Below are 23,659 nucleotides of genomic sequence, written 5' to 3'. Positions count from 1 at the left end.
AGGCAATGTTATAATATTACAAATTGAGATGTAAAGGCGTAAAGCGAATGACCAAGCTGGTTGAACTGACCGACGTCGGACTGGAAATCGAGGGCAATATCATTCTCGAACGAATTTCACTGACTCTGCACAGCAGCGAAATACTGACCATAGTCGGACCGAATGGAGCCGGCAAGAGCTCGCTGATGAAACTGGTACTACGCCTGAACGAGGGCAATACCGGCCAGTTGTGGCGAAAGCCGGGGCTTCGCATCGGCTATGTGCCGCAAAAATTGCACCTTGACCCGGTACTACCACTGACCGTGGCCCGTTTCATGAGCCTGTCTCATGGTCGTCGGTTGACTGTGGCTCAGTCACTGGCCCGAGTGGGGGCCGAACGGCTGGCGGACCGGGCCATGCAGGCCTTGTCCGGCGGCGAAATGCAGCGCATCTTGCTGGCGCGGGCCCTGATGATGGAGCCGGAGTTACTGATTCTGGACGAACCGGCACAAGGCGTGGACGTGCATGGGCAGACCGAGCTCTACACCCTGATCAAGCAGCTCAGCGACGAGTTGCAATGCGGGGTACTGATGGTGTCTCACGATCTGCACCTGGTGATGGCCAGCACCCACAGGGTGATTTGCCTGAATCAGCATATCTGTTGCCATGGCGAGCCGGAGCATGTGGCGCGTCATCCGGAGTTTGCCCGTCTGTTCGGCCGGCCCGAACTGGCTCAGCTGGCGGTGTACACCCACCACCATGATTGTGACGACGACCACCACGGAGACGTACGCCATGTGGGATAGTTTTCTGCTTTATGCGCTGCTGGCCGGCCTCGGCATCGCCCTGCTGGCGGGCCCGCTCGGCAGCTTTGTGGTCTGGCGGCGCATGGCCTATTTCGGTGATACCCTGGCCCATTCTTCCCTGCTGGGGGTCGCGCTCGGCCTCTTGTTGCAAATCGATCTGACGCTGGCGGTGCTGGTGGCCTGTTTATGCCTTGGTATCCTGCTGGCGGCGCTGCAACGATCCAGCTGGCTGGCGACCGACACCCTGCTCGGCATTCTGGCCCATACCTCCCTGTCGCTGGGGCTGGTGGCTCTGGCCTTTATGGATAATGTCCGCGTCGATTTAATGGCTTATCTATTCGGTGATCTGCTGGCGATCCAGTTGGTGGACTTGTACTGGATCTACGGTGGCGGCCTGGTGTTACTGTTGATACTGCGTCATTACTGGAGTCAGCTGTTGTCGATCACCGTGAGTGAAGAGCTGGCGCGGGTGGAGGGGATCCGGGTCGAGCCGCTGAAACTCTTGCTGCTGATGATGATAAGCGTCCTGATAGCGGTGGCGATGAAGTTTGTGGGGGCCCTGATCATCACCTCTCTGCTGATCATTCCCGCCGCCACCGCTCGGCGTTTCAGCCGCACACCGGAACAAATGGCCCTGTATGCCAGTGGCCTGGGCATGATCGCCGTTGTTGGCGGTCTGCAACTGTCGATCAGTCACGATACCCCCGCCGGCCCCTCGGTGGTAGTGGTGGCCGCCAGTCTGTTTATGTTGTCTCATTTGGTGCCTAAGCGGGGCTGAAAATAGCAGCCAAAAATAGCTGTCAGCGATAAGCTTTAAGCTGTCAGAAAAACACAGAGCCAAGCTAAAGAAGGTGTCTATCTTTAGCTGATCGCTTATAGCTGACGGCTTATACCAAACAGATTAAAGAACTGATCTATTTGGTTGCTCTGCAAAGGTCGGACAAATGGCCCGCTCCGCCGACACGCCGTGAATACCTCCATGTAGGCTCCGCCGCGCCCTCCTTGGCGCGGAGGGTCGGCGGAGCAGATCCCTTTATCCTCCCTGATGCCAGGGAGTTGCCTGTTGGCATCGTCTACAGACAACTCGGTGCTCGAGAAGAGGCAACAGAGATCGACTACCACGACCGTGAAATGCCATGGACGGCATTTCCCGAGCCCTCAGGGATGAGTTTATGGCGAGTCGTGGGAGGTGGCTGTGTTGCCTCTGGAGCCTAAATCTAAAAGGTGAGCAGATCTTTACTGGGATTGGTATTACAGCTCTAACACTTGATGTACCCGAGCCCGCAATGCCGGTAGTTCTTCCTGCTCGAACCAGGGGTTCTGGCTCAGCCAGCGACGATTACGCGGAGAGGGATGGGGCAGGGGCAGTCGGTCGGGCGCAAAGTCTCGCCAGTGACGTACCGTTTCGGTCAGGGAGCGATACTGGTTGCCCAGGTAATAACGCTGGGCATACTGGCCAATCAGCAGGGTGAGTCGGATATGGGGCAGGGCGGCCAGTAGTTGCTCATGCCAGGCGGGCGCGCATTCTGGGCGGGGCGGCAGATCGCCACTCTTGCCCCGGCCCGGATAGCAGAAACCCATGGGCATGATGGCGATGACATTCGGGTCGTAGAATTGCTCCCGGCTCAGCTGCAGCCAGCGGCGCAGGGTGTCGCCACTGGGGTCGTTCCAGGGAACCCCCGTCTCGTGGACGCGGGTGCCCGGCGCCTGACCGATGATCATGATGCGGGCCTGTGGCGCCATTTGCACAACAGGGCGAGGCCCTAGCGGCAGCAGGGCTTCACACAATCGGCAGACCCGAACCTGCTGCAGCAGCCGTTCGCACTCGGCGTCCATCAGTATCCCAGATTGAAATTCACCAGGCCTTCCATCGGTTTGCCCTCTATGTATTTCAGGTAGTTACGGCTAAAGCGAGTGACAATCTGATCCGGAAAGCTGTAGCCGGCGTTGTGGGGGGTTATCACCACGTTGGGCATGTCCCACAAGGGGCTGGCGGCGGGCAGCGGCTCGGTGGCAAACACATCCAGCACAGCCGCCCCTACGTTGCCGTGACGCAGTGCCTGGATCAGGGCGCTTTCATCCACCACATCGCCCCGGCCCACGTTGAAGAAGATGGCGCCGGGCTTGAAAAATTCCATGCGTTCGCTGTTGAACAGGCCCCGGGTCTGGGGCGTAGAGGGCAGTACGCTCACCACCACATCGGCCCTGGGCAGCACCTTGTTCAATGCGGGTAGCTGATAGATATGATCAAAGCCGGGAGCTTCTCGCCCGGAACGGCTGATGCCCAGCACGGTCAGCCCGAAGTTAGCCGCTGTACTGGCCACATGCTGGCCTATGCTGCCGGTGCCGATGATCAGCATCGTCTTGCCGCGAATGCTGTGATAGGGCAGCGGTTGCCAGTTGTGTAACCGCTGCTGTTCCCGGTAGTGGCCCAGATGGCGGGTCAGTGATAGCAGATGAGCAAAGACATATTCACTGATCAGGGGGCCGAAGATCCCTCTGATATTGGTGAGCTGATAATCCTGGCGGCAGTCGGAGCTGAGCAGCAGATCGACCCCGGCATAGGTGGACTGAGCCCACTTGAGGGAGCGCGCTTCCTTCAGTCGGGCGCGAAGCCGGGCCGGTTCGCCCAGCAGGATGTCGGCCCTAGCCAGTGCCGCCTGAATATCCGCTTCCTGCTCGGGCGCCAGAATAGTCAGCCCGGGCAGGTAGGCCTGCTGCAACAGCGCCTGATATTCGGCGTTATCCTGACTGAGCAGTAACAGGGTATGATTGGCCATACCTTCTCTCCTCAACATGCTTTTTGTATCAGCGTTTTATGAGACAATGGCACAAGCAAAAACTTATACCAGTGTTTCCCGCATAAAATGTGAGCCTTGGCCGCAAACGGTCATATTGGCCACAAGGCGGCAGCCCCAACCACAAGGAAATATCCGTGTTCGGTGATAAATTTTATAAAAAAATCAACAAGCTGGCCCCATGGCAGCAAACGGTGTTTGCGCTGGCGCTGGCCGAGCGGATGTATCCCAATTATCAACTTTTTTCCGATACATCCGGGTTCGGTAACGGAGATCGCTTGCGCTCGACACTGGACACACTCTGGACCTATCTGACGGTCAAGGGATCCCGGGTGGATCTGACCTCCGAGCTGGAATCATTCGAATCATTCATCCCCGATCCTACTCGCTTTGAAAGTTACGGCGCCTACCCGGCACTGGATGCCTGCGTCGCCCTGGGAGCCGCCTATAATTCGGTGATTTGTCGTATCGGTGAAGAAGCCATCGAAGCCAGCAGTGCCTCGCTCGGTACCGTGGCCGGTTTTGCCGAACTGCTGGCAGAGCGGGATCTGAGTGAAGAAGAGCTGTACGAAGATGAGCTGATGATGGCGGAGATGGAATTTCAGGTAGAGCTGCTGGAGCGAGTAGGCCAACAGAGAGAGGCCGAAACCATTCTGGCTATTCGGGATTTCGCCGCTCAGGGCGGTGTTTCCAATATCGGCATTAGTTTGGAATAGTAAGGCGTAAGGCGTAAAGATAAGTGGCTAAACCTAAAGTCTAAAACCCGCGAGGAAGTTGTTGTGCCGAGCTTGTCCCGGCATATTTTTCTAACAAAACACCGAGCCTATTGATTCGGTGTTTTACGCTTCACTCTTCACGCCTAACCCCTCACATCACCTCATTCGTGCAGCAGGCTGCCGACCTGCAGCAGCGGGGCCACGTCCAGAGCGTCGGCGTTCATCATCGACGAAATCCGCTGTACCGAAGACAGCAGCAGGTTCTGCTCCCAGGCTTCCAGTGACTGAAAACGCTGGAGAAAGCTTTCCTGCAACGGCCGTGGTGCCGTTTTGAGCTTGGTTTTGCCATCCTCGGTCAGCACGGCGTGTACCTTGCGCTTGTCGGTCTGACTGCGTTCCCGCCGTACCAGCTGCTTCTGCTCCAGCCTGTCGATAATGGTGGTGGCGGTGGCCTGGCTCATGTGCGTGGCCTGGGCCAGCTTGCGCATGGTGATGTCGCCATGCTCGCTGATGGACTGCAACAGCAACAGCTGAGGGCCGGTCAGGCCGGAGGCCTTGCTGAGCTGACGGGAGTGAAGGTCGATGGCACGGATGATCTGGCGCAGCGCCACCAGCACTTCTTCATGTTTTTCCAAGGTATTCCTGCCGATGGCTGACTGAATTTGCGCGCACCATAGCGTAAATCGATGGTTGTTTAAAGCCCTGGTGGGATCCGGTTCATGGTTTAACCCAGCTTGTATGTGACTCACTGGCAATTGTATGTACAATTAAAATTGTTACAGGAGGCTACGTGACCCAATCCATTCCCCTTTATCAGCAGATCAAACAGCATATCCTGGTTCGAATCGAGTCGGGGGAGTATCCGCTGCATCAGCAGATACCACCCGAGCAGGAGCTGGCCGGGCAATTCAAGGTCAGCCGGATGACGGCTCACAAGGCGATTCGGGATCTGGTACAGGAAGGCTACCTGATGCGTCGGGCCGGGCTGGGTACCTTCGTAACCGAGCCCAAGGCCGAATCACCCTTGGCGGATATCAGCAATATTGCCGACGAGGTGCGAAGCCGAGGCCACGAATACAGTAATAGCGTCATCGTGCTGGAAGCGATGCGTGCCAACGAGGAAGTGGCCTTGCATATGGGCATGCGGCTCAACTCCCGGGTGTTTCATTCGGTGATGGTGCACAAGGAGAACGGTGCTCCCATCCAGGTGGAAGAACGCTTCGTGCATCCGACGCTGGCGCCCGGCTATCTGCAGTGCGATTTCGGCCAGCAGACCCCCAACGCCTATCTGGTAGAGCATTGCCCGCTGTCGGATCTGGAGCATATCGTCGAGGCCCGTATGGCGCCCGCCAACATTGGCGACTGGCTGCAGATATCGCCAGATTCCCCCTGCCTGCTGGTAACCCGGCGCACCTGGTCTTTGCATCAGCTGGTCAGTTTTGCCCGGCTCTGGCATCCGGGCGATAAATACAAGCTGCGCTCTACCCTCAAGCTGGGATAAGCAGACCGGCGAGTTCGCCGGTCATTGCCAAGGTGGGGCGGAACGGCGATTCTGTCCGCATCAAGCCTCATACCAACCCCATTAAGTATCTGATCATATTGAAGCATCAGGTATTAGAGGCAACACAGCCGCCTCCCACGACACGCTATGAACCCTCCCTGGAGGCTCGGGAAATGCCGTCCATGGCATTTCACGGTCGTGGTAGTCGATCTCTGTTGCCTCTTCTTGAACACCGAGTTGCCTGCAGACAGCGCCAATAGGCAACGCCGGAGCATCAGGAGGACAAAGGGATCTGCTTCACCTACCAGCACATGACAGGGATGTCATGTGCTGAGCGTCACAGGGAGGTGCTTGAGCGGGGCGGAGAAGCGGGCCCTTTGTCCGGGATTGATATGACAGTCAAAAAGATCGAATATTTAATCCGATGGGTAACACGTCTCAGCGCCACTGATCGAGCATCAAATCCAGACTGTGTTCACCGTCGGTGAGCTGCACTTCACTTTCCTGCAGGGTGGCAAACAGGTCGATGCTGCGAGCACATAGCTCGGACAGCTGCGCCGGTTGGGGGTCGGCCAGGTGATAAATCTGCAGCCGGGGCAACAGGCCCAGCTCGGTCTGATGCTTGTTCCACCATTCCTGGGCGCTGCGCCCGCCGTAGCTGTAAACCACCACCTGTTCTGCCCGAGACAGCGCCTGCTTGATGCGCTTAACGCTGGGCTCACCCAACTCCACCCATAGCAGGATGCGACCATCCGGCGATTTCTGCCATAGCTCCGGCTCGTCGTCGGTGCTCAGGCCCTTGGTAAAGCTCAAATCTTCATCTGCGTGGCGCATAAAGGCCAGCAGGCGCACCATCAGCCGGGTGTTTGTTTCGGACGGATGCTGAGCCACAGTAAGGCTGTGTTCTTGATAGTAGTGTCGGTGCAAGTCGCTGATATTCATGCGGACTTTATGCAGGGTGGCAGTCAGGGCCATGAGGTCGTCTCGTGTAAAAGGCGACATCTTAACGGTAAGCTGCAGTTGGAGCCAGCCCGGCACGCCGCAGCGGCCGGGCGGAAAGGAGAGGTGAGGGCTTAAGGGGCGATCAGCATGGCTACGGGTATGGCCAGCAGCAAGCTTAGAAAGGCGCGGATAAACCACACCAGCACCAGGGTACCCACTTTCAGCGGGAGTCGGGTCGCCAGAATGCAGGGGATGGACGCCGAGAAGAAGAGTATCGACGACACGCACACCACACCGGCGGCGAAGCGGGCGACAAAGTCGGCTTCTGCCATCAGCAAGGCCGGCAGAAACATTTCCGCCAGTCCCGAGGCGGTCGCCTTGGACAGCAGCATGCCGTCTTCCACACCCCACAGCCAGGTCACCGGGTAGAACAGATAACCCAGCCAGTCGAACATCGGCGTGTACTTGGCCACCAGCAGACCAATCAGCCCCACCGACATGATGGATGGCAGTATGCTGATGGTCATCACCAGGCCATCTTTGAAATTGTCGACGACGTTCCTGCCGAGACTTGGCGCCTTTTCGGCAATCTCCAGACCATTCTGCCAGGCAATACCCAAGCGGTTGCCGTCTTCACAGGCCGGCTCTCTGTGCTCAGCCTGGTTATCCAGCCGTGACAGTGGGGGTAGCCGCACCGTGATGGCGGTGACTACGAAGGTGATCAGCAGGGTCAGCCAGAAGTACTGGTTCCAGATTTCCATCAGCCCCAGGGTCTTGGCCACGATAATCATGAAGGTGGCGGACACGGTGGAAAAGCCGGTGGCGATAATGGCCGCTTCCCGAGCCGAGTAATGACCGGACACATAGACCCGGTTGGTGATCAGCAGGCCGATGGAGTAGCTGCCGACGAAGGAGGCTACCGCATCGATGGCGGAGCGGCCCGGCGTGCGCCAGATAGGCTGCATCAGTTTCTGTACCAGAATACCGATGGCTTCCAGCAGGCCGTACCCCACCAGAAAGGCCAGAAACACCGAACCGATGGGCACGATCAGCCCAACCGAAATCACCAGTTTGTTGAACAGAAACGGCAGCATGTCCGGCGTCTGCAGGGCGGCGGGGCCGGCGCCGGTGAGCGCCAGCACGCCGGCGATGACGCCCAGCCACTTCAGCACCAGAAAAATTTGGTCGGTCAGGCTCTGCTTCCAGCGGCCGGTGATCAGCGGATAGAGGGCACCCGCCAGGATCATCACCATGGCATACCAGCCAGCGCCGGTTTCACCCAAGGCGGCGCGCAGCCAGCCGACCATATGATCCAGCGGTATGCTGGTCTTGCCCTGCTGGCTGATGGGAATAAAAAAGATAAATATGCCGACAGCGCTTAACCCGAGCAGCCGGCCGATGGCCTTGCCGGGGGCTTGTGATTGCTCCGTAACCTGATTCATGAGTACTCCTTGTAACTGGCGATGTGTAAGCCGTGATGGTGATTAGTGGTCAATGTATATACAAAATAAGTAAAAGTTAATGGTGTGTATACTTTTAATGTGGTTTTGGTCAAATATTTTGGTGAATTTAGTTTAAAGGGGTTGCCAGAGAAAAAAATAGGTTTAAATGTATATACAAATATCGCATCAAGGACGCTTTCATGAATCAGTCATCACCTCTTCTCTGGGTAAACGCCTCTCTGTTTGATGGCCTGAACGGTGCCGCCGAGCCGATGGCAGTTGCGGTGAAAGAGGGCCGGATTGCCTGGCTCAAGCCGATGAGCGAACTGAAAGCCGACGACAAGTCCGGCTTCGAGTGCATCGATGTGAAGGGTGCCCTGATGACCCCCGGACTGATTGACTGCCATACCCATCTGGTGTTTGGCGGCAACCGCTCTGGCGAGTTTGAAGCCCGGCTGGAAGGTGCGAGCTACGAAGAAATCGCCCGTGCCGGCGGCGGCATCATCAGCACGGTGCGCGCTACCCGCGCCGCCTGTGAAGACGAACTGTTCGAGAGCGCCAAGCCCCGCCTGCAGGCACTGATGGCCGACGGCGTGACCACAGTTGAAATCAAGTCCGGTTACGGCCTGGATCTGGAAAACGAATTGAAGATGCTGCGGGTGGCGCGTCGGCTTGGCCGCGAGCTGCCGGTTCGGGTGGTGACCACCCTGCTCGGCGCCCATGCTTTGCCGCCGGAATATAAAAACGATGCCGACGGCTACATCAGTCTGGTGTGCAGCAAGATGATTCCGGCTGCGGCCGCCGAAGGGCTTGCCGACGCGGTAGATGTGTTCTGTGAAAACATCGCCTTCTCGGTCGAACAGTGCGAGCGGGTCTATGCCGCTGCCAAAGCCCATGGCCTGGCCATCAAGGGTCACACCGAACAGTTGTCCAATCTGGGGGGCAGCGCTGCCGCCGCCCGGGCCGGCGCGCTTTCGGTGGATCATATCGAATATCTGGACGAAGCCGGGGTCAAGGCCCTGGCCGAGGCCGGCACAGTAGCCACCCTGTTGCCCGGCGCCTTTTTCATATTGCGCGAGACCAAGGTGCCGCCCATCGAGCTGCTGCGTCGTTACCAGGTGCCGATGGCGCTGGCCACCGATGCCAACCCGGGCACTTCGCCGATCTTCAGCCTGAAACTGATGCTGAATATGGCCTGCACCCTATTTCGCCTGACCCCCATTGAGGCCCTGCGCGGTGTCACCGCCCACGGTGCCCAGGCGCTGGGATTACAGGCAGAAGTGGGTCGCATCGCGCCCGGACTGCAGGCGGACTTCTGCCTGTGGGATACCAATAATCCGGCGGAGCTGGCCTACAGCGTGGGTCTGCCCCGGTTAACGCACCGTGTAGTTGCAGGAATGGTTGCCGACAAAATGTCAGGAGGTGCAGCATGAAGCCGGACATGAATATCTGGAGCGGCCGAGTCGATCCCGAGGTGAATACCGCCCGCTGGCACCAGCAGGTACAGCCGTTTACCACGGCGGCCGAGCCGGGTACGACCCTGATTGGTTTTTGCAGCGACGAAGGCGTACGCCGCAACAAGGGACGAGTGGGGGCAGCCCTTGGGCCTGCTGCCATGCGCAAGTCGCTGGCGAGCCTGGCCTGGCACCAGTCGGGCCCGGTTTATGACGCCGGCGATGTGGTCTGTGAAGGCGAAGATCTTGAAGCGGCGCACAGCGCCCTGGCCGACCAGGTCGCCGAATGTCTGGCACACCGACAGTTGCCCATCGTGATGGGTGGCGGCCACGAGGTGGCCTTCGGCTCCTGGAGTGGTCTGGCGCAACATTTTATGACACAAGAGGCGACGCAAGAACAGCACCCGCGCATCGGCATTATCAATTTTGATGCCCACTTCGATCTGCGCGACCCGGGCGTGGTGGTGTCTTCCGGCACTCCCTTCGCCCAGATAGCCCAGGTTTGCGAGCAACAGAATTGGCCTTTTCAGTACGCCTGTCTGGGCGTTAGCCGGGCTTCCAATACCCGGGCATTGTTCGACAAAGCCGAACAGTTGCAAACACTGGTATGGGAAGACAGAGCCATGACCCAGGGCCGGTTGGCCGAGATGCAGAGCGAGTTAAACGCCTTTATCGGTCGCTGCGACCACCTGTACCTGACCATAGATATTGATGTGTTTCCCGCAGCTCAGGCACCCGGTGTAAGCGCACCGGCCGCCCGGGGGGTAGCACTGGATGTGATTGAACCATTGATTGAACAGATTACCGCGAGTGGCAAGTTACGACTTGCCGATCTGGCAGAGCTTAATCCCGAGTATGACGTTGATGGCCATACGGCCCGACTGGCGGCTCGGTTAATTCATACTTTGACACTGTAAGAGGGACATACCATGTCACAACAAGACAAGCGTCACGCACCAGGCCGTGTTACCAAATCACCGACCGGCGTTAACAAAATCTGTAAAAGCTGGCTGACCGAAGCCGCCTACCGCATGCTGCACAATAACCTGCACCCAGACGTGGCCGAGCGGCCCGAAGATCTGGTGGTGTACGGTGGTATCGGCCGCGCGGCCCGAGACTGGAACTGTTTCGACCGCATCGCAGAAGTACTGACTCGCCTGGAAGACGACGAGACCCTGCTGATACAATCCGGCAAGCCGGTTGGTGTGTTCAAGACCCACGCCGACGCCCCGCGAGTGCTGCTTGCCAACTCCAACCTGGTTCCCCATTGGGCCAACTGGGAACACTTTAACGAGCTGGATAAGAAAGGCCTGATGATGTACGGCCAGATGACTGCCGGCTCCTGGATCTACATCGGCTCTCAGGGCATAGTGCAGGGCACCTACGAAACCTTCGTCGCCGTGGCCAAGCAGCACTTCAACGGTGAAGCCAAGGGGCGCTGGGTACTGACCGGTGGTCTGGGTGGCATGGGTGGCGCTCAGCCGCTGGCCGCCACCATGGCCGGTTTCAACTGTATTACCGTTGAATGTGACGAAACCCGTATCGACTTCCGTATGCGCACTCGTTACGTCGACAAGAAGGCCTACAGCCTGGACGAAGCGCTGGGTATGCTCGATGAAGCGAAAGCCAAGGGCGACGTGATTTCCGTCGGCCTGCTGGGTAACGCCGCCGACGTATTCAAGGAGCTGGTCGCGCGTAATATCACGCCGGACGTGGTCACCGACCAGACATCCGCCCACGATCCGCTGAATGGCTACCTGCCCCAGGGCTGGACCATGGAACACGCTGCCGACATGCGCAAGCAGGACGAGGCCGCCGTGGTCAAGGCCGCCAAGCAGTCGATGGCGGTACAGGTACAAGCGATGCTGGATCTGCAGGATCGTGGTGCCGCTACCCTCGATTACGGTAACAACATCCGCCAGATGGCGCTGGAAGAAGGCGTGAAGAATGCCTTTGATTTCCCCGGCTTCGTACCCGCCTATGTGCGTCCGCTGTTCTGCGAAGGCATAGGTCCTTTCCGCTGGGTGGCACTGAGTGGCGATCCGGAAGACATCTACAAGACCGACGCCAAGGTGAAGGAACTGATCCCCGACAACCCGCACCTGCATAACTGGCTGGACATGGCGCGTGAGCGTATCGCCTTCCAGGGTCTGCCTGCCCGTATCTGCTGGGTCGGCCTGAAAGACCGCGCCCGTCTGGCGCTGGCCTTCAACGAAATGGTCAAGAGCGGCGAACTGAAAGCGCCCATCGTGATCGGTCGTGACCACCTGGACTCCGGCTCCGTCGCCAGCCCCAATCGTGAAACCGAAGCCATGCTCGACGGCTCCGATGCCGTTTCCGACTGGCCGCTGCTGAACGCCCTGCTGAACACCGCAGGCGGCGCGACCTGGGTTTCTCTGCACCACGGTGGTGGTGTGGGCATGGGCTTCAGCCAGCACTCGGGTGTGGTGATCGTGGCCGACGGCACCGATGCCGCCGCCGCCCGCCTGGGGCGTGTACTGCGCAACGACCCGGGTACCGGAGTCATGCGTCACGCCGATGCCGGTTATGATATCGCTATCGATTGTGCCCGTGAACAGGGTCTGGATCTGCCAATGGTTAACAAGGATTAATGTGATGACAACGCTGACTATCAACCCCGGAAAAATGACCCTGGCCGAGATGCGCAAGGTCTACGAACAGCCGGTCCAGCTCAAGCTGGCCCCCAGCTGCCACGACGCGATTCAGGCATCAGTTGACTGCGTTAACCGCATGGTCGCCGAAGATCGCACCGTATACGGCATCAATACCGGTTTTGGCCTGCTGGCCAGCACCCGTATCAAACCGGAAGATCTGGAAACCCTGCAGCGCTCTTTGGTGCTGTCCCACGCCACCGGCCTGGGCGAACTGATCAGCGACGAGCTGGTACGACTGATTATGGTGCTGAAGATCAACGGCCTGGCCCGTGGCTTCTCCGGCATCCGTCTGCAGGTACTGGAAGCGCTGATGACCCTGGTCAATCACGAAGTGTATCCCTGCATCCCGGGCAAGGGCTCCGTCGGCGCCTCCGGCGACCTGGCGCCGCTGGCCCACATGAGCTGTGTGCTGCTGGGCGAAGGTACTGCCCGTTATAAAGGTGAAGTAATCAGTGCCGGCCAGGCACTGGAAATTGCCGGCCTCAAGCCGATGGCACTGGCACCGAAAGAGGGCCTGGCCCTGCTGAACGGCACCCAGGTGTCCACCGCCTTCGCCCTGCGCGGCCTGTTTGAAGCGGAAGACCTGTTCGCCAGCGCCATCGTGATCGGCGGCCTGACCGTCGAAGCCACCCTGAGCTCGCGCCGTCCGTTCGACCCGCGCATCCATGAAGTACGTGGCCAGCAGGGACAAATCGACGCCGCCGCCGGTTACCGTCATGTGCTGGGTGAGTCCAGCGCAGTCAGCCAGTCTCACAGCAACTGCTCCAAAGTGCAGGACCCGTACTCTCTGCGCTGTCAGCCCCAGGTGATGGGTGCCTGTCTGACTCAGTTGCGCCAGGTCGCCGACGTGCTGTTGGTGGAAGGCAACGCCGTGTCCGACAACCCGCTGGTGTTTGCCGAAGACAACGACGTGATTTCCGGCGGCAACTTCCACGCCGAACCGGTGGCCATGGCGGCGGATAACCTGGCGCTGGCGATTGCCGAAATCGGCTCCTTGAGCGAACGCCGAGTGTCCCTGATGATGGATACCCACATGTCCGGTCTGCCTCCTTTCCTGGTGGAAAACGGTGGCGTCAACTCCGGCTTCATGATCGCCCAGGTTACTGCCGCGGCGCTGGCTTCCGACAACAAGGCATTGTCGCACCCGCACTCGGTCGACTCGCTGCCGACGTCAGCCAACCAGGAAGACCATGTGTCCATGGCCCCCAACGGTGGACGTCGTCTGTGGCCGATGGCGGAAAACAGCCGCGGCGTGCTGGCCATCGAATGGCTGGCCGCCTGTCAGGGGCTGGACTTCCGCGGTGGCCTCAATACCACCGAAACGCTGGAGCAGGCGCGTCAGACCCTGCGTGAAGTTGTTACTTATTACGATAAAGACCGCTTCTTCGCCCCGGATATCGAAAAGGCCGATGCCCTGCTCAAGTCCAATACCTTGAGCCATCTGGTACAGCCGGGCCTGTTGCCCAGCCATTGAACATGAGTTGATTGTTTGGGGATTTTCAGGGGTTGCTTCGGCAACCCCTTTTTTGTCGGCGAAATCCGGTGAGCAAGCCCCTGTGTCTTCCTTCAAGTATCTATATCTTCGGTGTGTACTGTCAGCCGTCATCCCGGGTGTAGGGCGAGGCCGGGCCTGACCCGCATGGTATGGATGCCGGAGATAGCTCTACACTCTAATGAGTAACGGTGAAGGCGGACGACGGGGGCATGAGTGACACCAAACCAGGACAACAAGCAGGATGCCAATACCGGTGTGGTGGTCTCGGTGCGCGGTAGCGTGGTGGATATCCGTTTCGATGAGCGGCTGCCGCCGATCTATTCGCTGCTGCGGACGGGGGAGCAACAGCACATTCAGATTGAAGTGCTGGCCCAGCGTGATGCGTGTCATGTGCGCGGTATTGCCCTGACACCCACCCGGGGCCTGGCCCGTGGCATGGTGGTCACCGACACCGGCGGCCCACTGACCGCGCCGGTGGGCAAGGGGATTATGTCTCGCATGTTCGACGTGTTCGGCAACACCATCGACCGCGAAGGCGACTTGTCCGATGTGCAATGGCGCTCGATACACCAGGCGCCCCCCCCATTGGCGCGGCGTTCTACCAGTGCCGAGATTTTTGAGACCGGTATCAAGGTCATCGATGTGTTGCTGCCGCTGGAGCGGGGAGGCAAGGCGGGCCTGTTTGGCGGTGCCGGGGTCGGCAAGACGGTGCTGCTCACCGAAATGATCCACAACATGATCGGCCACCAGGAGGGCATCAGTATTTTTTGCGGTATCGGCGAGCGCTGTCGTGAAGGCGAAGAATTGTATCGCGAAATGAAGCAGGCCGGCGTGCTGCCGAGCATGGTGATGATTTTCGGCCAGATGAACGAGCCGCCGGGCAGCCGTTTTCGGGTGGGGCATGCAGCACTGACCATGGCCGAGTATTTTCGCGACGACGAGCACAAAGATGTACTACTGCTGATTGATAATATTTTCCGTTTCATTCAGGCGGGCATGGAAGTGTCCGGCTTGATGGGGCAGATGCCGTCACGGCTGGGGTATCAGCCGACCATGGGCACCGAGTTGTCGCAACTCGAAGAGCGTATTGCCAATACCGACACCGGTGCCATTACCTCGATTCAGGCGGTGTATGTGCCTGCCGATGATTTTACCGATCCGGCGGCGGTACATACCTTCTCCCACCTTTCTGCCTCCATCGTGCTGTCGCGCAAAAGAGCCGGCGAAGGGCTGTTTCCGGCCATCGATCCGCTGCAGTCCAGCTCCAAAATGGCCACCCCGGGTATTGTCGGCGAACGACATTACCAGCTTGCACAGGAGATTCGGCGCACCCTGGCGCAATATGCCGAGCTCAAGGACATTATTGCCATGTTGGGGCTGGAGCAGCTGTCTGCAGAAGATCGCAAGGTGGTTGCCCGGGCCCGGCGGCTGGAGCGTTTTCTGACCCAACCCTTTTTTACCACCGAGCAGTTCACCGGGCTGACCGGCAAGCTGGTTAGCCTGGAGCAGTCACTGGACGGTTGTGAGCGCATTCTCGACGATGAGTTCGAGGACTATCCGGAGAGTGCGCTGTACATGATAGGCGCGGTGGACGAGGCGAAACAAAAAACGGACGCCGACGATTCGGCCCCCGATATTTCTGCTGCCACGGAGGCGAAGCATGTCACCGATAACGATGAAACTTAAGATCCTGTTGCCTCATGGCATCTTCGCCGAACAAAGCGGGGTGTTGCGCATGGTGGCCGAAACGACGACCGGCGCCGTTGGGCTCTGGCCCCGTCGTCTGGACTGCGTGGCGGCCTTGATGCCGGGCATTTTTACCTACGAAACCGAGGCCGGGGGCGAAGTCTTTGTGGCGGTGGATGAAGGTGTACTGGTAAAGACCGGTAGTGAGGTACGGCTGTCGGTGCGCCAGGCCCTGGGCGGTGCCAGTCTGGCACAACTGCGCCAGCAGGTAGAGCAGGAATTCCTGTCCCGGGATGAGAATGAGCAAAACCTGCGCTCGGTGATGACCCGGCTGGAAAGCGGGATTCTGCGCCGGCTGGTGAGCGTCAAACATGGCTGACGATCCCGAAAAAAAGCCGGACTTTTCCAGCCAGGTTGGCGCCAAGGCCACGCGCAAGCTCAGGGCCCGTCGGCATCGAACCCCCGGCTTGTGGTTTGGTCTGGGCATGATGGGATTGATTGGCTGGTCGGTAGTGGTGCCCACGCTGCTGGGGGCCGCCATCGGCTACTGGCTCGATAAGCATGAACCGGGCCAGTATTCCTGGACACTGGCACTGCTGATGGCCGGGTTGATGCTCGGTTGTTTCAATGCCTGGTTCTGGGTGTCGAGGGAAGATGAAGCCATGCGTGACGAGCAGGAGGACAAGGATGAGTAACACGCTGATGTGGGCATGGTCCGGGGGCGCGGGGCTGGCGCTGGGGCTGTTTTTTTTTGGCGGCCTGTGGTGGACGGTTCGACGAGGTGTGTCGTCGGCGCATCCCGCCTTGCTGTTTCTCGCCAGCCTGCTGCTGCGCACCAGTATCCTTCTGGCGGGCTTTTATCTGGTTGCCGACAGCGATTGGCGGCGATGGCTGGCGTGTCTGGTTGGGTTTGTTATCGGGCGCTTGCTGCTGATACGGCTGATCGGCCCGCCGGGTACTCGCCCGATACCATCCGACACGCCGAGCGCACAAAAGGATAAGGGCCATGCACCTTAGTCCCGATGAAGTCCTGTTCTGGCAATATGGCTTCTTGCAGCTGAATGCCACCATAGTGTTCACCTGGGGAGTGATGCTGGTGTTGGTGGTGGGGGCTAAGCTTATCACCCGTAATCTGTCCACCGGGCAGGCGCGTTCTCGCTGGCAAAACCTGCTGGAAATCATCGTCATCACCATCGTCAGTCAGATGAAAGAGGTCGGTTTGCATCATCCCCGTACCTATCTCGGTTTTCTGGGCACCCTGTTCCTGTTTGTGGCCATCTCCAGTCTGCTGACCATAGTGCCCGGCTTCGAGCCGCCTACCGGCTCATTATCTACCACGGTGGCGTTGGCGCTGTGTGTGCTGGTGGCGGTACCGCTGTTCGGTATTGAAGAGCAGGGGCTGCGCGGCTACCTCGCCTCCTATGTGCAGCCGACCGTCGTAATGTTGCCGTTCAATCTGATCGGCGAGCTGTCGCGCACCCTGGCCCTGGCCGTGCGTTTGTTCGGCAACATGATGAGCGGGGCTATGATTGTCGCGATTTTGCTGAGCATCACGCCCTTTATTTTTCCCGTGGTGATGACGGTGCTCGGTCTGCTGACCGGCATGGTGCAGGCTTATATTTTCAGTATTCTGGCTGCGGTTTACATCGCGGCCGCCACCCGGGTCCGTAAAGGGACTTCGGCTCAGGAAACAGAACCCGATTCGTGACACCCCGACCGGGTAAGCCAAGGAGAACATATGGACAGCATGACCCTGATTGCGATGACTTCCATTTTCATTGCCGGCCTGACCACCGGCTTTGGCACCATGGGGCCGGCACTGGCTGAAGGCCGGGCGGTTGCCACGGCGCTGACGTCGCTGGCACAACAACCCGACGCTTCGGCCACCATTACCCGCACCCTGTTTGTCGGCCTGGCAATGATTGAGTCCACCGCCATCTATTGCTTTGTGGTATCGATGATCGTGATTTTTGCCAACCCGTTCTGGAATTACGCGGTGGCCCAGGCTGCAGGACAGTAATCCATGCTGATCAACTGGTTTACCGTCGGCGCCCAGATACTCAACTTTCTGATTCTGGTGTGGCTGATGAAGCGATTTTTGTACCAGCCGATTCTGGATGCCATCGATGCGCGGGAAAAACGGATTGCCGCCAAGCTGGCCGACGCCGCGGAAAAACAGGCCAGTGCCTTACAGGAACGCGACGAATTTCGCCATAAGAACAGTGAATTCGAGCAGCAACGAGCCGAGCAACTGGAACAGGTAGCTGCTGAAGCCACGGCCGAGCGGCGACGACTGCTTGAGGAAGCGAAGCAGGCGGCCGATGCCCAGAGCGCACAACGACAGCAGGCGCTGCAGCGCGAACAGAAAAACCTGAACGAGGCGCTGGTTCGTCACACCCGGGAGGAAGTGTTTGCCATTGCGCGCAAGACACTGACAGATCTGGCCGACATCAGCCTGGAGCAGCGCATGGCCGAGGTACTGGTGGAGCGCCTGCAAACGCTGAGCCCGGAGCAACGCGCGCAACTTGATCCGGCGCTTGCCTCTGCGACCGTGCAGGTACGCAGTGCCTTTGCGTTGCCGGAGCCGCAGCGTCGCGAGATCCAGACCGTGCTGAGTGAGGTGTTCTCGGCTGATATTCAGCCGACGTTCGAGACCGCTCCGCAGCTGATCAGCGGCATCGAGCTTGGTGCCAATGGCTGCAAGGTCGCCTGGAGCATTGATGAATACCTGACGGCGATGGAAAAGCACATCGGTGAGCGGCTGGCAGAGCCGCCGCCGGCAGAGACCGATGTGGATTCGGCGGCACCACCACAACCGGAGCCGCGCGAATGAGTGAGACCGAGAATCCGTTGCAGCGGGTGTTTGATAGCGCTTTTGCCGGTTTGAATCGGGAGCGGGAAAGCTTCACGCCGACGTTAAGCTCCCGCGAGGTGGGCGTGATCGCCAGCCTGTCGACCAGTATCGCCCGGGTCCACGGTTTGCCCGGGGTGGGTGCCGATGAACTGCTCGTTTTTCCGGGAAAGGTATTCGGTATCGCCTTCAACGTGGATGAGCAGGACATCGGGGTGGTGCTGCTCGGCGAATACTGGCGTCTGCAGGTGGGGGACGAGGTCGAACGCACCGGCCGGGTGATGGATGTGGCGGTGGGCGAGGGCCTGTTAGGGCGGGTGATCGACCCGCTGGGGCGACCGCTGGACGGCAAGGGCCCGGTGCACAGTAGTGAGCGGCTGCCTATTGAACAGCCAGCGGCGCCGATCATGGACCGGGCGCCGGTCACGGTGCCGCTGCAGACCGGCCTGAAAGTGGTGGATGCCCTTATTCCCATCGGCCGCGGCCAGCGTGAATTGATCCTCGGGGATCGGCAAACCGGTAAAACCGCCCTGGCTATCGACACTATTCTCAATCAGCGCGGCAAGAATGTGCTTTGTGTGTACTGCGCCATTGGCCAGCGCGCCTCTGCGGTGGCCAAGGTGGTGGCGACCCTGCGAGAAAAGGGCGCCATGGAATACAGCGTGGTGGTGCTGACCGAGGGTAATGATCCGCCGGGGCTGGCCTATATAGCGCCTTATGCCGCCACCAGTATTGCCGAGTATTTTATGACGAAGGGGCGGGATCTGTTGATCGTGTACGACGATCTGACCCACCACGCCCGGGCCTATCGCGAGCTGTCCCTGCTGCTGCGTCGCCCGCCCGGTCGCGAAGCTTTTCCCGGTGATATCTTCTACATTCATGCACGGCTGCTTGAACGGGCCACCCGGCTGCGGGCGGAATGCGGCGGCGGCTCGCTGACCGCGCTGCCGATTATCGAAACCGAAGCGCAGAATATCTCTGCCTATATTCCCACCAACCTGATTTCCATTACCGATGGGCAAATCTACCTGTCGCCGTCGCTGTTCGAGCTGGGGGTGCTGCCGGCGGTGGATGTGGGCAAGTCGGTGTCGCGGGTAGGGGGCAAGGCACAACGAGCGGCTTACCGGGCGGTGGCGGGCGATCTCAAACTGGCCTATGCCCAGTTTGAAGAGCTTGAAACCTTTGCCCGCTTCGGTGCCCGGCTGGATGAACATACCCGCAAGATCATCGCTCACGGGCGCCGGATCCGCGCCTGTCTCAAGCAATCCGAATCGGCACCGGTTGCCATGCCCGCCCAAATCACCGTGCTGCTGGCGCTCACCTCGGCGCTGTTCGCCCCGGTCCCGTTGGCGAACATGGCCGAGGCCGAAGCGGCGGTACGCGATGCCGCCGCTCAGCTCCTGGATGCCCTATGCGAGCGGCTGAATGGCACCGAGGCGTTAACGGAGCAGGATAGCGAGACCATTATCAGCACCGCCCGTGAGGCCCTGTCCCCTTTCTGTGATATTCCCCCTCCAGCAGCAAAAGCCTCGGCTGGTGATGACCCGAGCTCGCCCGAGGCGCCGTCATGAGCAATACCACCGCCAGCCTGGGTCGCCAAATCGACAGCGCCGTCGAGCTGCAATCGGTGGTGCGCACCATGAAGGCGCTGGCGGCGTCGAGCATCGGTCAGTACGAGCAGGCGGTACGTGCGCTGGCCGATTATGCCGACAGCGTGGAGCTGGGGCTCAGCGTCTGCATTCGCAGTGCCGCCGCTGCGCATCTGATCACGGCCGACTCGGCAACACCGGTAGAAGGTGCCATTGGTGCCCTGGTGTTCGGCTCGGATCAGGGTCTGGTCGGTCAGTTTAATGATGTGGTTGCCGATCATGCGGGTGAAGCACTGGCTGGTCTGTCGCCGCCGCCGATGATCTGGGCAGTGGGCGAGCGGGTTCAGGCTCGTCTGGCCGATGCGGGTCTGTCGCTGACGGGAAGCTTTGCGGTGCCGCAGTCCGTTACCGGGATCACGGCGCTGGTGGCGAACATTCTTATGGCGAGCGAAGCGCATATCAGTGCGGGCGACATCGGCGGGCTTTATCTGTTTTACAACCAGCTCAGCCCCGAGGGAGGGTACGGGCCGGTCAGCCATCGCGTGCTGCCACTGGATGGATGCTGGCGTCGAAAGCTGGCGGAACGCACCTGGCCAACGGACAAGCTGCCGGAGGTGATAGGCACCAGCACGGCCACGCTGCAGGCGCTGATCCGGGAATATCTGTTTGTCTCCCTGTTTCGGGCCTGTGCCGAGTCGCTGGCCAGCGAAAACGCCAGTCGGCTGGCGGCCATGCAGCGTGCCGACAGCAACATCGACCAGCTACTGGAAGAGTTCAGGGTCACTTTTCATCGCGTGCGCCAGGCCGAGATTGACGAAGAGCTGTTTGATGTCATTGCCGGCTTTGAGGCGCTGCCCAGGGAGTTTTAATATCGGACCTTGTCAGAGTGAGGTCCGGAGCAGATGAACAAAGCCCCGGGATTTGCGACGTATCGGCCTGAAATCTGACCGCTATCTGCGACCAGAATAGCGATAATCAGCCCTGTGGTTGGTCACCAAGGAAAATCTGCTCCGGCGCCGGGTGCATCAGAAAGTGCTGGTGGGAGATATTCCAGGCGTAGGCACCCGCATGGCGGAATACCAGCCAGTCGCCGATGGCCAGCTCGCGGATAGGCTGGTTGCGCGCCAGTACATCCTTGGGGGTGCATAGCTGGCCCACCAGAGTGACGCTGGCGTCCTGCAGCCGAGAGGGTTGCCTGCCGCGCAACACATAAAAGGGATGGTCATGGCTCTGGGCGGCCGGGGTACGAAAGTGGTGGGTGCCGCCGCGGGCGATGGCAAACCATTCCCCGAGATTGCGTTTGATATCCAGCACTTCCATCACATAGTAGCCGCATCCTGCGCTGATAAAGCGACCACATTCGAAGCGCAGGCGGGTCCCGGTCATCTGCTCGGCGGCGATCAATGCCTCCAGATCCCGACAGAATTCGGGCCAGTCGAACAGCCGGTCCGGATGCTGGTAGTCGACACCGATACCGCCGCCCACATTCAGCACCTTCACCTTTAGCCCGTATTGCCTCTGCCAGCCCTTGACGGTGCGAAAGTAATGTCGCATCAGCTCAATGTGCGCCTGGCGGTCTAGCTGGTGGGACATCAGATGAAAGTGAAAGCCCAGCAACGCGAGGCGGGGCTGCTCGGCCACCCGCGCCAGCGCCTCGGGCAGATCGAGCGGATCCAGGCCGAAAGGGGTAGGCTTGCCGCCCATGGCGAGTCGGGTGCTGGGCAGTCCGTCGAGCGGGATATTCATGCGCAGCATGATGCTTGCGGTGCAGCCGAGCCTGGCACAGAGGCTGGCCAGCCGCTCCAGCTCGGTCAGGCTTTCCACATGAATGCATTCCACTCCCAGCCGCAGGGCGGCCTCCAGTTCGGACTCCAGCTTGCCGGGGCCGCCGAACAGCAGTCGCTGACGGGGATGCCGCTCGGCCAGCCAGGTCAGCTCGCCGCCCGATGCGGCCTCGAAGCCGTCGACGATGGGCGCCAGGGTAGCGAGGATCGGCGCCATGGGATTGGCCTTGGCGGCGTAGAACAGTTCACAGTTGGCGGGCAGGGCCTCGCGCATCTGCCGGGCGTGGGCGGCCAGGGCGTTCAGATCGTAGAGGTAGGCGCAGAAAGGCTCGGGGGCCGTTTGTTGCAGCTGCAGCAGTTTTTGCTCAATCAAAGGGGTCATAGGGAAGCTCTTATTGGGTGGGGGAGCATCGGGTGGGGAAGCAGGGTGTAGTCGGCCAGGCGATCCGCCTTTTGCAGCAGCCGGGTCTTGAGGTTGTTCTTGGATGGCAGTGGGCCGCCTGCCAGCAGTTCGGCAATCTCTGCCGGGCGGCCGTTGGCGCTGGCCCAGCTCTGCAAGGTTGACGCCAATTGCTGCCAGGCAGTCAGCTCCAGATCGGCATCGCCGTCGGCCAGATGGAAGATGGCTTCCGATATGTTGTTGACCAGCAGACAGTAGCCGATGCGGTTCCAGCCCTGGTCTCTGGAATAGTGGACGGAGGCCCGGGCCCGCTCCGATAACCCCTGCAGGCGCTGTGCTGGCCAGTGCTCCGGGAGCAGCTTGGTGCCTTCGAGATCTCGGATCCAGACCCGGTTCGGAAGGCCATGTTCGAAGCCTATCAGGGTGTTTTGCAGATGCGGCTCGAACACCACCCCATGGTTGAAGCAGGCGTCCAGCACTCCGGGCACCAAGGCGTTCAGGTAGGCGCTGAACCAGTTCAGGGCGGCGTCTTGATAACTCCAGCTTCGCTCCCGGGCAAGATCGTTCAGCCGCTGCACCAGCTGGCTCTGGCCGAAGCGACCCCAGGCGAACAAGGCGCCGGCCAGGGTCGGCTCGCAAGATGACTGTTCGCTCTGAGACAGGTTGTGGCGATAGAGCAGGCCGAAGCACTCCTGCAGGTGGCGTACCTGCTCCTGCTCTTCAGGCTCGGCCAGTGAAGAAAAATCCAGGCTGGTGGCCGCCGGTTCGCGCATCAGGGCAAAGCCCGGGTTGGCCTGTTCCAGACTGTTCAGCACCGGAGTCAGGCATTCGCTCATGAAGACGGCACTTTCCAGCTCGTACCAGGCGTTCTTGCGCACGCAGTTAGTCAGGCGCACATGAATGGAGCACTTGAGGAAGTAGGGCAAGTCGGCCCGATACAGGGTGCGCACCGATGAGGTGGGGTACATCGGCAGGCCCCGGGGGCCCAGATAGGCGATTAGCCCGCTTTGTTCCGCCTTGTGGTAGAGCGGTGAAGCCAGGATATGGCGAACCTCCCAGGGGTGACAGGGGTAGAGGCCAGGAGCCTCGGCCAGCTGCTCCAGCATGGTGAGGGCTGCGGATTCGCCTCTGTGTTGCCACAGGGCCTCATCGACCCGGAACCAGCAGAGCGGGAAACTGGCCCCCACTTCCGGTGAGCAGGCCAGCAGTTCGTCCATGGGCACGCCATGGCGGCTCTTGGGGCTGGGATGCATGGGGTGTCCCCAAAGCAGGGCCTGTTCGCTTTCCAGCAGACTGTCGGCCTGGGCGGTGCGGGCCTGGGCCAGAAAGGCACGGGTGATGCCGGTGCTGTTGGCTATCTGGTCGTCGAGCTCCCGGTTGTAGGGGGTGCCGGTCTGCAGCGCCATCTCCTGCAGCAGCAGGCGACAGGCCTCCATGGCCGACAGAAGGCGCCAGGGCTGGCCGAAGCGTTTGATAAAGGGCGCGGAGCTAAACCTGGCCCGACCCAGCAGGCTGATGCGGTCCGCCTTCAGGGCCAGCTT

At 60.0% G+C, this 23,659-nt stretch carries 24 protein-coding genes; 17 read left to right on the top strand and 7 right to left on the bottom strand.

All coding sequences use genetic code 11. The annotated features are described in order from the left end of the window. The first annotated feature begins 47 nt into the window (after positions 1–47). A complete protein-coding gene (znuC, locus tag UN63_RS08740; protein ID WP_104486391.1) occupies positions 48–785 on the top strand; it encodes a zinc ABC transporter ATP-binding protein ZnuC in 738 nt (245 codons plus the stop codon). Continuing rightward, positions 775–1,563, top strand: coding sequence for a zinc ABC transporter permease subunit ZnuB (znuB, locus tag UN63_RS08735; protein ID WP_104486390.1), 789 nt, complete (start codon positions 775–777; stop codon positions 1,561–1,563). Before znuC ends, znuB begins: the two co-directional genes overlap by 11 nt. Positions 1,564–2,036: 473 nt before the next feature. On the opposite strand, the gene UN63_RS08730 is transcribed toward znuB, so the two are convergent. Together UN63_RS08730 and UN63_RS08725 are read right to left on the bottom strand one after the other, a co-directional pair. After that, the gene (locus UN63_RS08730; RefSeq protein ID WP_104486389.1) at positions 2,037–2,621 is read right to left on the bottom strand and encodes a uracil-DNA glycosylase family protein; all 585 of its coding nucleotides are present in this window, start codon (positions 2,619–2,621) and stop codon (positions 2,037–2,039) included. After that, the gene (locus UN63_RS08725; RefSeq protein WP_104486388.1) at positions 2,621–3,565 is read right to left on the bottom strand and encodes a D-2-hydroxyacid dehydrogenase; all 945 of its coding nucleotides are present in this window, start codon (positions 3,563–3,565) and stop codon (positions 2,621–2,623) included. The genes UN63_RS08730 and UN63_RS08725 overlap by 1 nt, the downstream gene beginning before the upstream one ends. A gap of 155 nt (positions 3,566–3,720) precedes the next feature. Here UN63_RS08725 and UN63_RS08720 point away from each other — a divergent pair, with 155 nt between their 5' ends. Next, positions 3,721–4,299, top strand: coding sequence for a YjaG family protein (locus tag UN63_RS08720; protein ID WP_104486387.1), 579 nt, complete (start codon positions 3,721–3,723; stop codon positions 4,297–4,299). A 161-nt stretch (positions 4,300–4,460) separates the two neighbouring features. Here UN63_RS08720 and UN63_RS08715 read toward each other — a convergent pair whose 3' ends face one another. After that, complete coding sequence (locus UN63_RS08715; RefSeq protein ID WP_104486386.1) at positions 4,461–4,934, bottom strand: MarR family winged helix-turn-helix transcriptional regulator; 474 nt, start codon at positions 4,932–4,934, stop codon at positions 4,461–4,463. A 155-nt stretch (positions 4,935–5,089) separates the two neighbouring features. On the opposite strand from UN63_RS08715, the gene hutC reads away from it, so the two are divergent. After that, the gene (hutC, locus tag UN63_RS08710) at positions 5,090–5,800 is read left to right on the top strand and encodes a histidine utilization transcriptional repressor HutC (protein ID WP_104486385.1); all 711 of its coding nucleotides are present in this window, start codon (positions 5,090–5,092) and stop codon (positions 5,798–5,800) included. Between the two features lie 438 nt (positions 5,801–6,238). On the opposite strand, the gene UN63_RS08705 is transcribed toward hutC, so the two are convergent. Next, positions 6,239–6,775, bottom strand: coding sequence for a YaeQ family protein (locus tag UN63_RS08705; protein WP_104486384.1), 537 nt, complete (start codon positions 6,773–6,775; stop codon positions 6,239–6,241). Between the two features lie 98 nt (positions 6,776–6,873). After that, the gene (locus tag UN63_RS08700) at positions 6,874–8,184 is read right to left on the bottom strand and encodes a YjiH family protein (protein ID WP_104486383.1); all 1,311 of its coding nucleotides are present in this window, start codon (positions 8,182–8,184) and stop codon (positions 6,874–6,876) included. A gap of 200 nt (positions 8,185–8,384) precedes the next feature. Between UN63_RS08700 and hutI the strand changes: the two genes are divergently transcribed. The 13 genes from hutI to UN63_RS08635 all read left to right on the top strand — a co-directional run bounded on the left by hutI (position 8,385) and on the right by UN63_RS08635 (position 20,803). Next, the gene (gene hutI / locus UN63_RS08695) at positions 8,385–9,617 is read left to right on the top strand and encodes an imidazolonepropionase (RefSeq protein ID WP_104486382.1); all 1,233 of its coding nucleotides are present in this window, start codon (positions 8,385–8,387) and stop codon (positions 9,615–9,617) included. Continuing rightward, complete coding sequence (gene hutG, locus UN63_RS08690) at positions 9,614–10,555, top strand: formimidoylglutamase (protein ID WP_104486381.1); 942 nt, start codon at positions 9,614–9,616, stop codon at positions 10,553–10,555. Before hutI ends, hutG begins: the two co-directional genes overlap by 4 nt. A 12-nt stretch (positions 10,556–10,567) precedes the next feature. After that, a complete protein-coding gene (hutU, locus tag UN63_RS08685; RefSeq protein WP_104486380.1) occupies positions 10,568–12,250 on the top strand; it encodes a urocanate hydratase in 1,683 nt (560 codons plus the stop codon). Between the two features lie 4 nt (positions 12,251–12,254). Continuing rightward, positions 12,255–13,787: a histidine ammonia-lyase gene (hutH, locus tag UN63_RS08680; protein ID WP_104486379.1), complete on the top strand. Its 1,533-nt coding sequence runs from the start codon at positions 12,255–12,257 to the stop codon at positions 13,785–13,787. Between the two features lie 234 nt (positions 13,788–14,021). Beyond that, positions 14,022–15,494 (top strand): F0F1 ATP synthase subunit beta, encoded by a 1,473-nt coding sequence (gene atpD / locus UN63_RS08675; protein WP_104486378.1) that lies wholly within the window; start codon positions 14,022–14,024, stop codon positions 15,492–15,494. Further along, positions 15,484–15,873 (top strand): F0F1 ATP synthase subunit epsilon, encoded by a 390-nt coding sequence (locus tag UN63_RS08670; protein WP_104486377.1) that lies wholly within the window; start codon positions 15,484–15,486, stop codon positions 15,871–15,873. Before atpD ends, UN63_RS08670 begins: the two co-directional genes overlap by 11 nt. Continuing rightward, the gene (locus tag UN63_RS08665) at positions 15,866–16,189 is read left to right on the top strand and encodes an AtpZ/AtpI family protein (protein WP_104486376.1); all 324 of its coding nucleotides are present in this window, start codon (positions 15,866–15,868) and stop codon (positions 16,187–16,189) included. The genes UN63_RS08670 and UN63_RS08665 overlap by 8 nt, the downstream gene beginning before the upstream one ends. Continuing rightward, positions 16,182–16,511: an ATP synthase subunit I gene (locus UN63_RS08660; protein WP_104486375.1), complete on the top strand. Its 330-nt coding sequence runs from the start codon at positions 16,182–16,184 to the stop codon at positions 16,509–16,511. The genes UN63_RS08665 and UN63_RS08660 overlap by 8 nt, the downstream gene beginning before the upstream one ends. Further along, on the top strand, positions 16,501–17,202 hold the full coding sequence (locus UN63_RS08655; RefSeq protein WP_104486374.1) for a F0F1 ATP synthase subunit A: 702 nt from the start codon (positions 16,501–16,503) through the stop codon (positions 17,200–17,202). Before UN63_RS08660 ends, UN63_RS08655 begins: the two co-directional genes overlap by 11 nt. A 30-nt stretch (positions 17,203–17,232) precedes the next feature. After that, complete coding sequence (locus tag UN63_RS08650) at positions 17,233–17,514, top strand: F0F1 ATP synthase subunit C (protein WP_104486373.1); 282 nt, start codon at positions 17,233–17,235, stop codon at positions 17,512–17,514. Between the two features lie 3 nt (positions 17,515–17,517). Further along, a complete protein-coding gene (locus tag UN63_RS08645) occupies positions 17,518–18,327 on the top strand; it encodes a F0F1 ATP synthase subunit delta (protein WP_104486372.1) in 810 nt (269 codons plus the stop codon). Next, entirely contained in the window at positions 18,324–19,916 is a 1,593-nt protein-coding gene (locus UN63_RS08640; RefSeq protein ID WP_104486371.1) for an alternate F1F0 ATPase, F1 subunit alpha, read from the top strand. Before UN63_RS08645 ends, UN63_RS08640 begins: the two co-directional genes overlap by 4 nt. Further along, positions 19,913–20,803, top strand: coding sequence for a F0F1 ATP synthase subunit gamma (locus UN63_RS08635; RefSeq protein WP_104486370.1), 891 nt, complete (start codon positions 19,913–19,915; stop codon positions 20,801–20,803). Before UN63_RS08640 ends, UN63_RS08635 begins: the two co-directional genes overlap by 4 nt. A gap of 106 nt (positions 20,804–20,909) precedes the next feature. Here the strand turns inward: UN63_RS08635 and UN63_RS08630 are convergent, their stop codons facing one another. Together UN63_RS08630 and UN63_RS08625 are read right to left on the bottom strand one after the other, a co-directional pair. Beyond that, positions 20,910–22,100 (bottom strand): type III PLP-dependent enzyme, encoded by a 1,191-nt coding sequence (locus UN63_RS08630; protein ID WP_104486369.1) that lies wholly within the window; start codon positions 22,098–22,100, stop codon positions 20,910–20,912. Then, positions 22,097–23,659, bottom strand: a 1,563-nt coding sequence (locus UN63_RS08625) for an IucA/IucC family protein (protein ID WP_104486368.1), incomplete at its 5' end; no start/stop codon positions are given. The genes UN63_RS08630 and UN63_RS08625, both read right to left, overlap by 4 nt.

Source organism: Oceanisphaera arctica (assembly GCF_002936955.1).
Classification (GTDB): domain Bacteria; phylum Pseudomonadota; class Gammaproteobacteria; order Enterobacterales; family Aeromonadaceae; genus Oceanimonas; species Oceanimonas arctica.
This window is presented reverse-complemented; position numbering and strand designations above follow the sequence as displayed.

Excerpts from the sequence above, each read along its gene's own strand:
- UN63_RS08730 (WP_104486389.1), bottom strand. The coding sequence starts at position 2,621 with ATGGACGCCGAGTGCGAACGGCTGCTGCAGCAGGTTCGGGTCTGCCGA.
- UN63_RS08630 (WP_104486369.1), bottom strand. The coding sequence starts at position 22,100 with ATGACCCCTTTGATTGAGCAAAAACTGCTGCAGCTGCAACAAACGGCC.
- UN63_RS08670 (WP_104486377.1), top strand. The coding sequence starts at position 15,484 with ATGAAACTTAAGATCCTGTTGCCTCATGGCATCTTCGCCGAACAAAGC.
- UN63_RS08640 (WP_104486371.1), top strand. The coding sequence starts at position 18,324 with ATGAGTGAGACCGAGAATCCGTTGCAGCGGGTGTTTGATAGCGCTTTT.
- UN63_RS08705 (WP_104486384.1), bottom strand. The coding sequence starts at position 6,775 with ATGGCCCTGACTGCCACCCTGCATAAAGTCCGCATGAATATCAGCGAC.
- UN63_RS08660 (WP_104486375.1), top strand. The coding sequence starts at position 16,182 with ATGAGTAACACGCTGATGTGGGCATGGTCCGGGGGCGCGGGGCTGGCG.
- UN63_RS08645 (WP_104486372.1), top strand. The coding sequence starts at position 17,518 with ATGCTGATCAACTGGTTTACCGTCGGCGCCCAGATACTCAACTTTCTG.
- znuB (WP_104486390.1), top strand. The coding sequence starts at position 775 with ATGTGGGATAGTTTTCTGCTTTATGCGCTGCTGGCCGGCCTCGGCATC.
- hutU (WP_104486380.1), top strand. The coding sequence starts at position 10,568 with ATGTCACAACAAGACAAGCGTCACGCACCAGGCCGTGTTACCAAATCA.
- hutI (WP_104486382.1), top strand. The coding sequence starts at position 8,385 with ATGAATCAGTCATCACCTCTTCTCTGGGTAAACGCCTCTCTGTTTGAT.
- hutH (WP_104486379.1), top strand. The coding sequence starts at position 12,255 with ATGACAACGCTGACTATCAACCCCGGAAAAATGACCCTGGCCGAGATG.
- UN63_RS08725 (WP_104486388.1), bottom strand. The coding sequence starts at position 3,565 with ATGGCCAATCATACCCTGTTACTGCTCAGTCAGGATAACGCCGAATAT.
- znuC (WP_104486391.1), top strand. The coding sequence starts at position 48 with ATGACCAAGCTGGTTGAACTGACCGACGTCGGACTGGAAATCGAGGGC.
- UN63_RS08650 (WP_104486373.1), top strand. The coding sequence starts at position 17,233 with ATGGACAGCATGACCCTGATTGCGATGACTTCCATTTTCATTGCCGGC.
- UN63_RS08700 (WP_104486383.1), bottom strand. The coding sequence starts at position 8,184 with ATGAATCAGGTTACGGAGCAATCACAAGCCCCCGGCAAGGCCATCGGC.
- UN63_RS08635 (WP_104486370.1), top strand. The coding sequence starts at position 19,913 with ATGAGCAATACCACCGCCAGCCTGGGTCGCCAAATCGACAGCGCCGTC.
- UN63_RS08655 (WP_104486374.1), top strand. The coding sequence starts at position 16,501 with ATGCACCTTAGTCCCGATGAAGTCCTGTTCTGGCAATATGGCTTCTTG.
- UN63_RS08665 (WP_104486376.1), top strand. The coding sequence starts at position 15,866 with ATGGCTGACGATCCCGAAAAAAAGCCGGACTTTTCCAGCCAGGTTGGC.
- hutG (WP_104486381.1), top strand. The coding sequence starts at position 9,614 with ATGAAGCCGGACATGAATATCTGGAGCGGCCGAGTCGATCCCGAGGTG.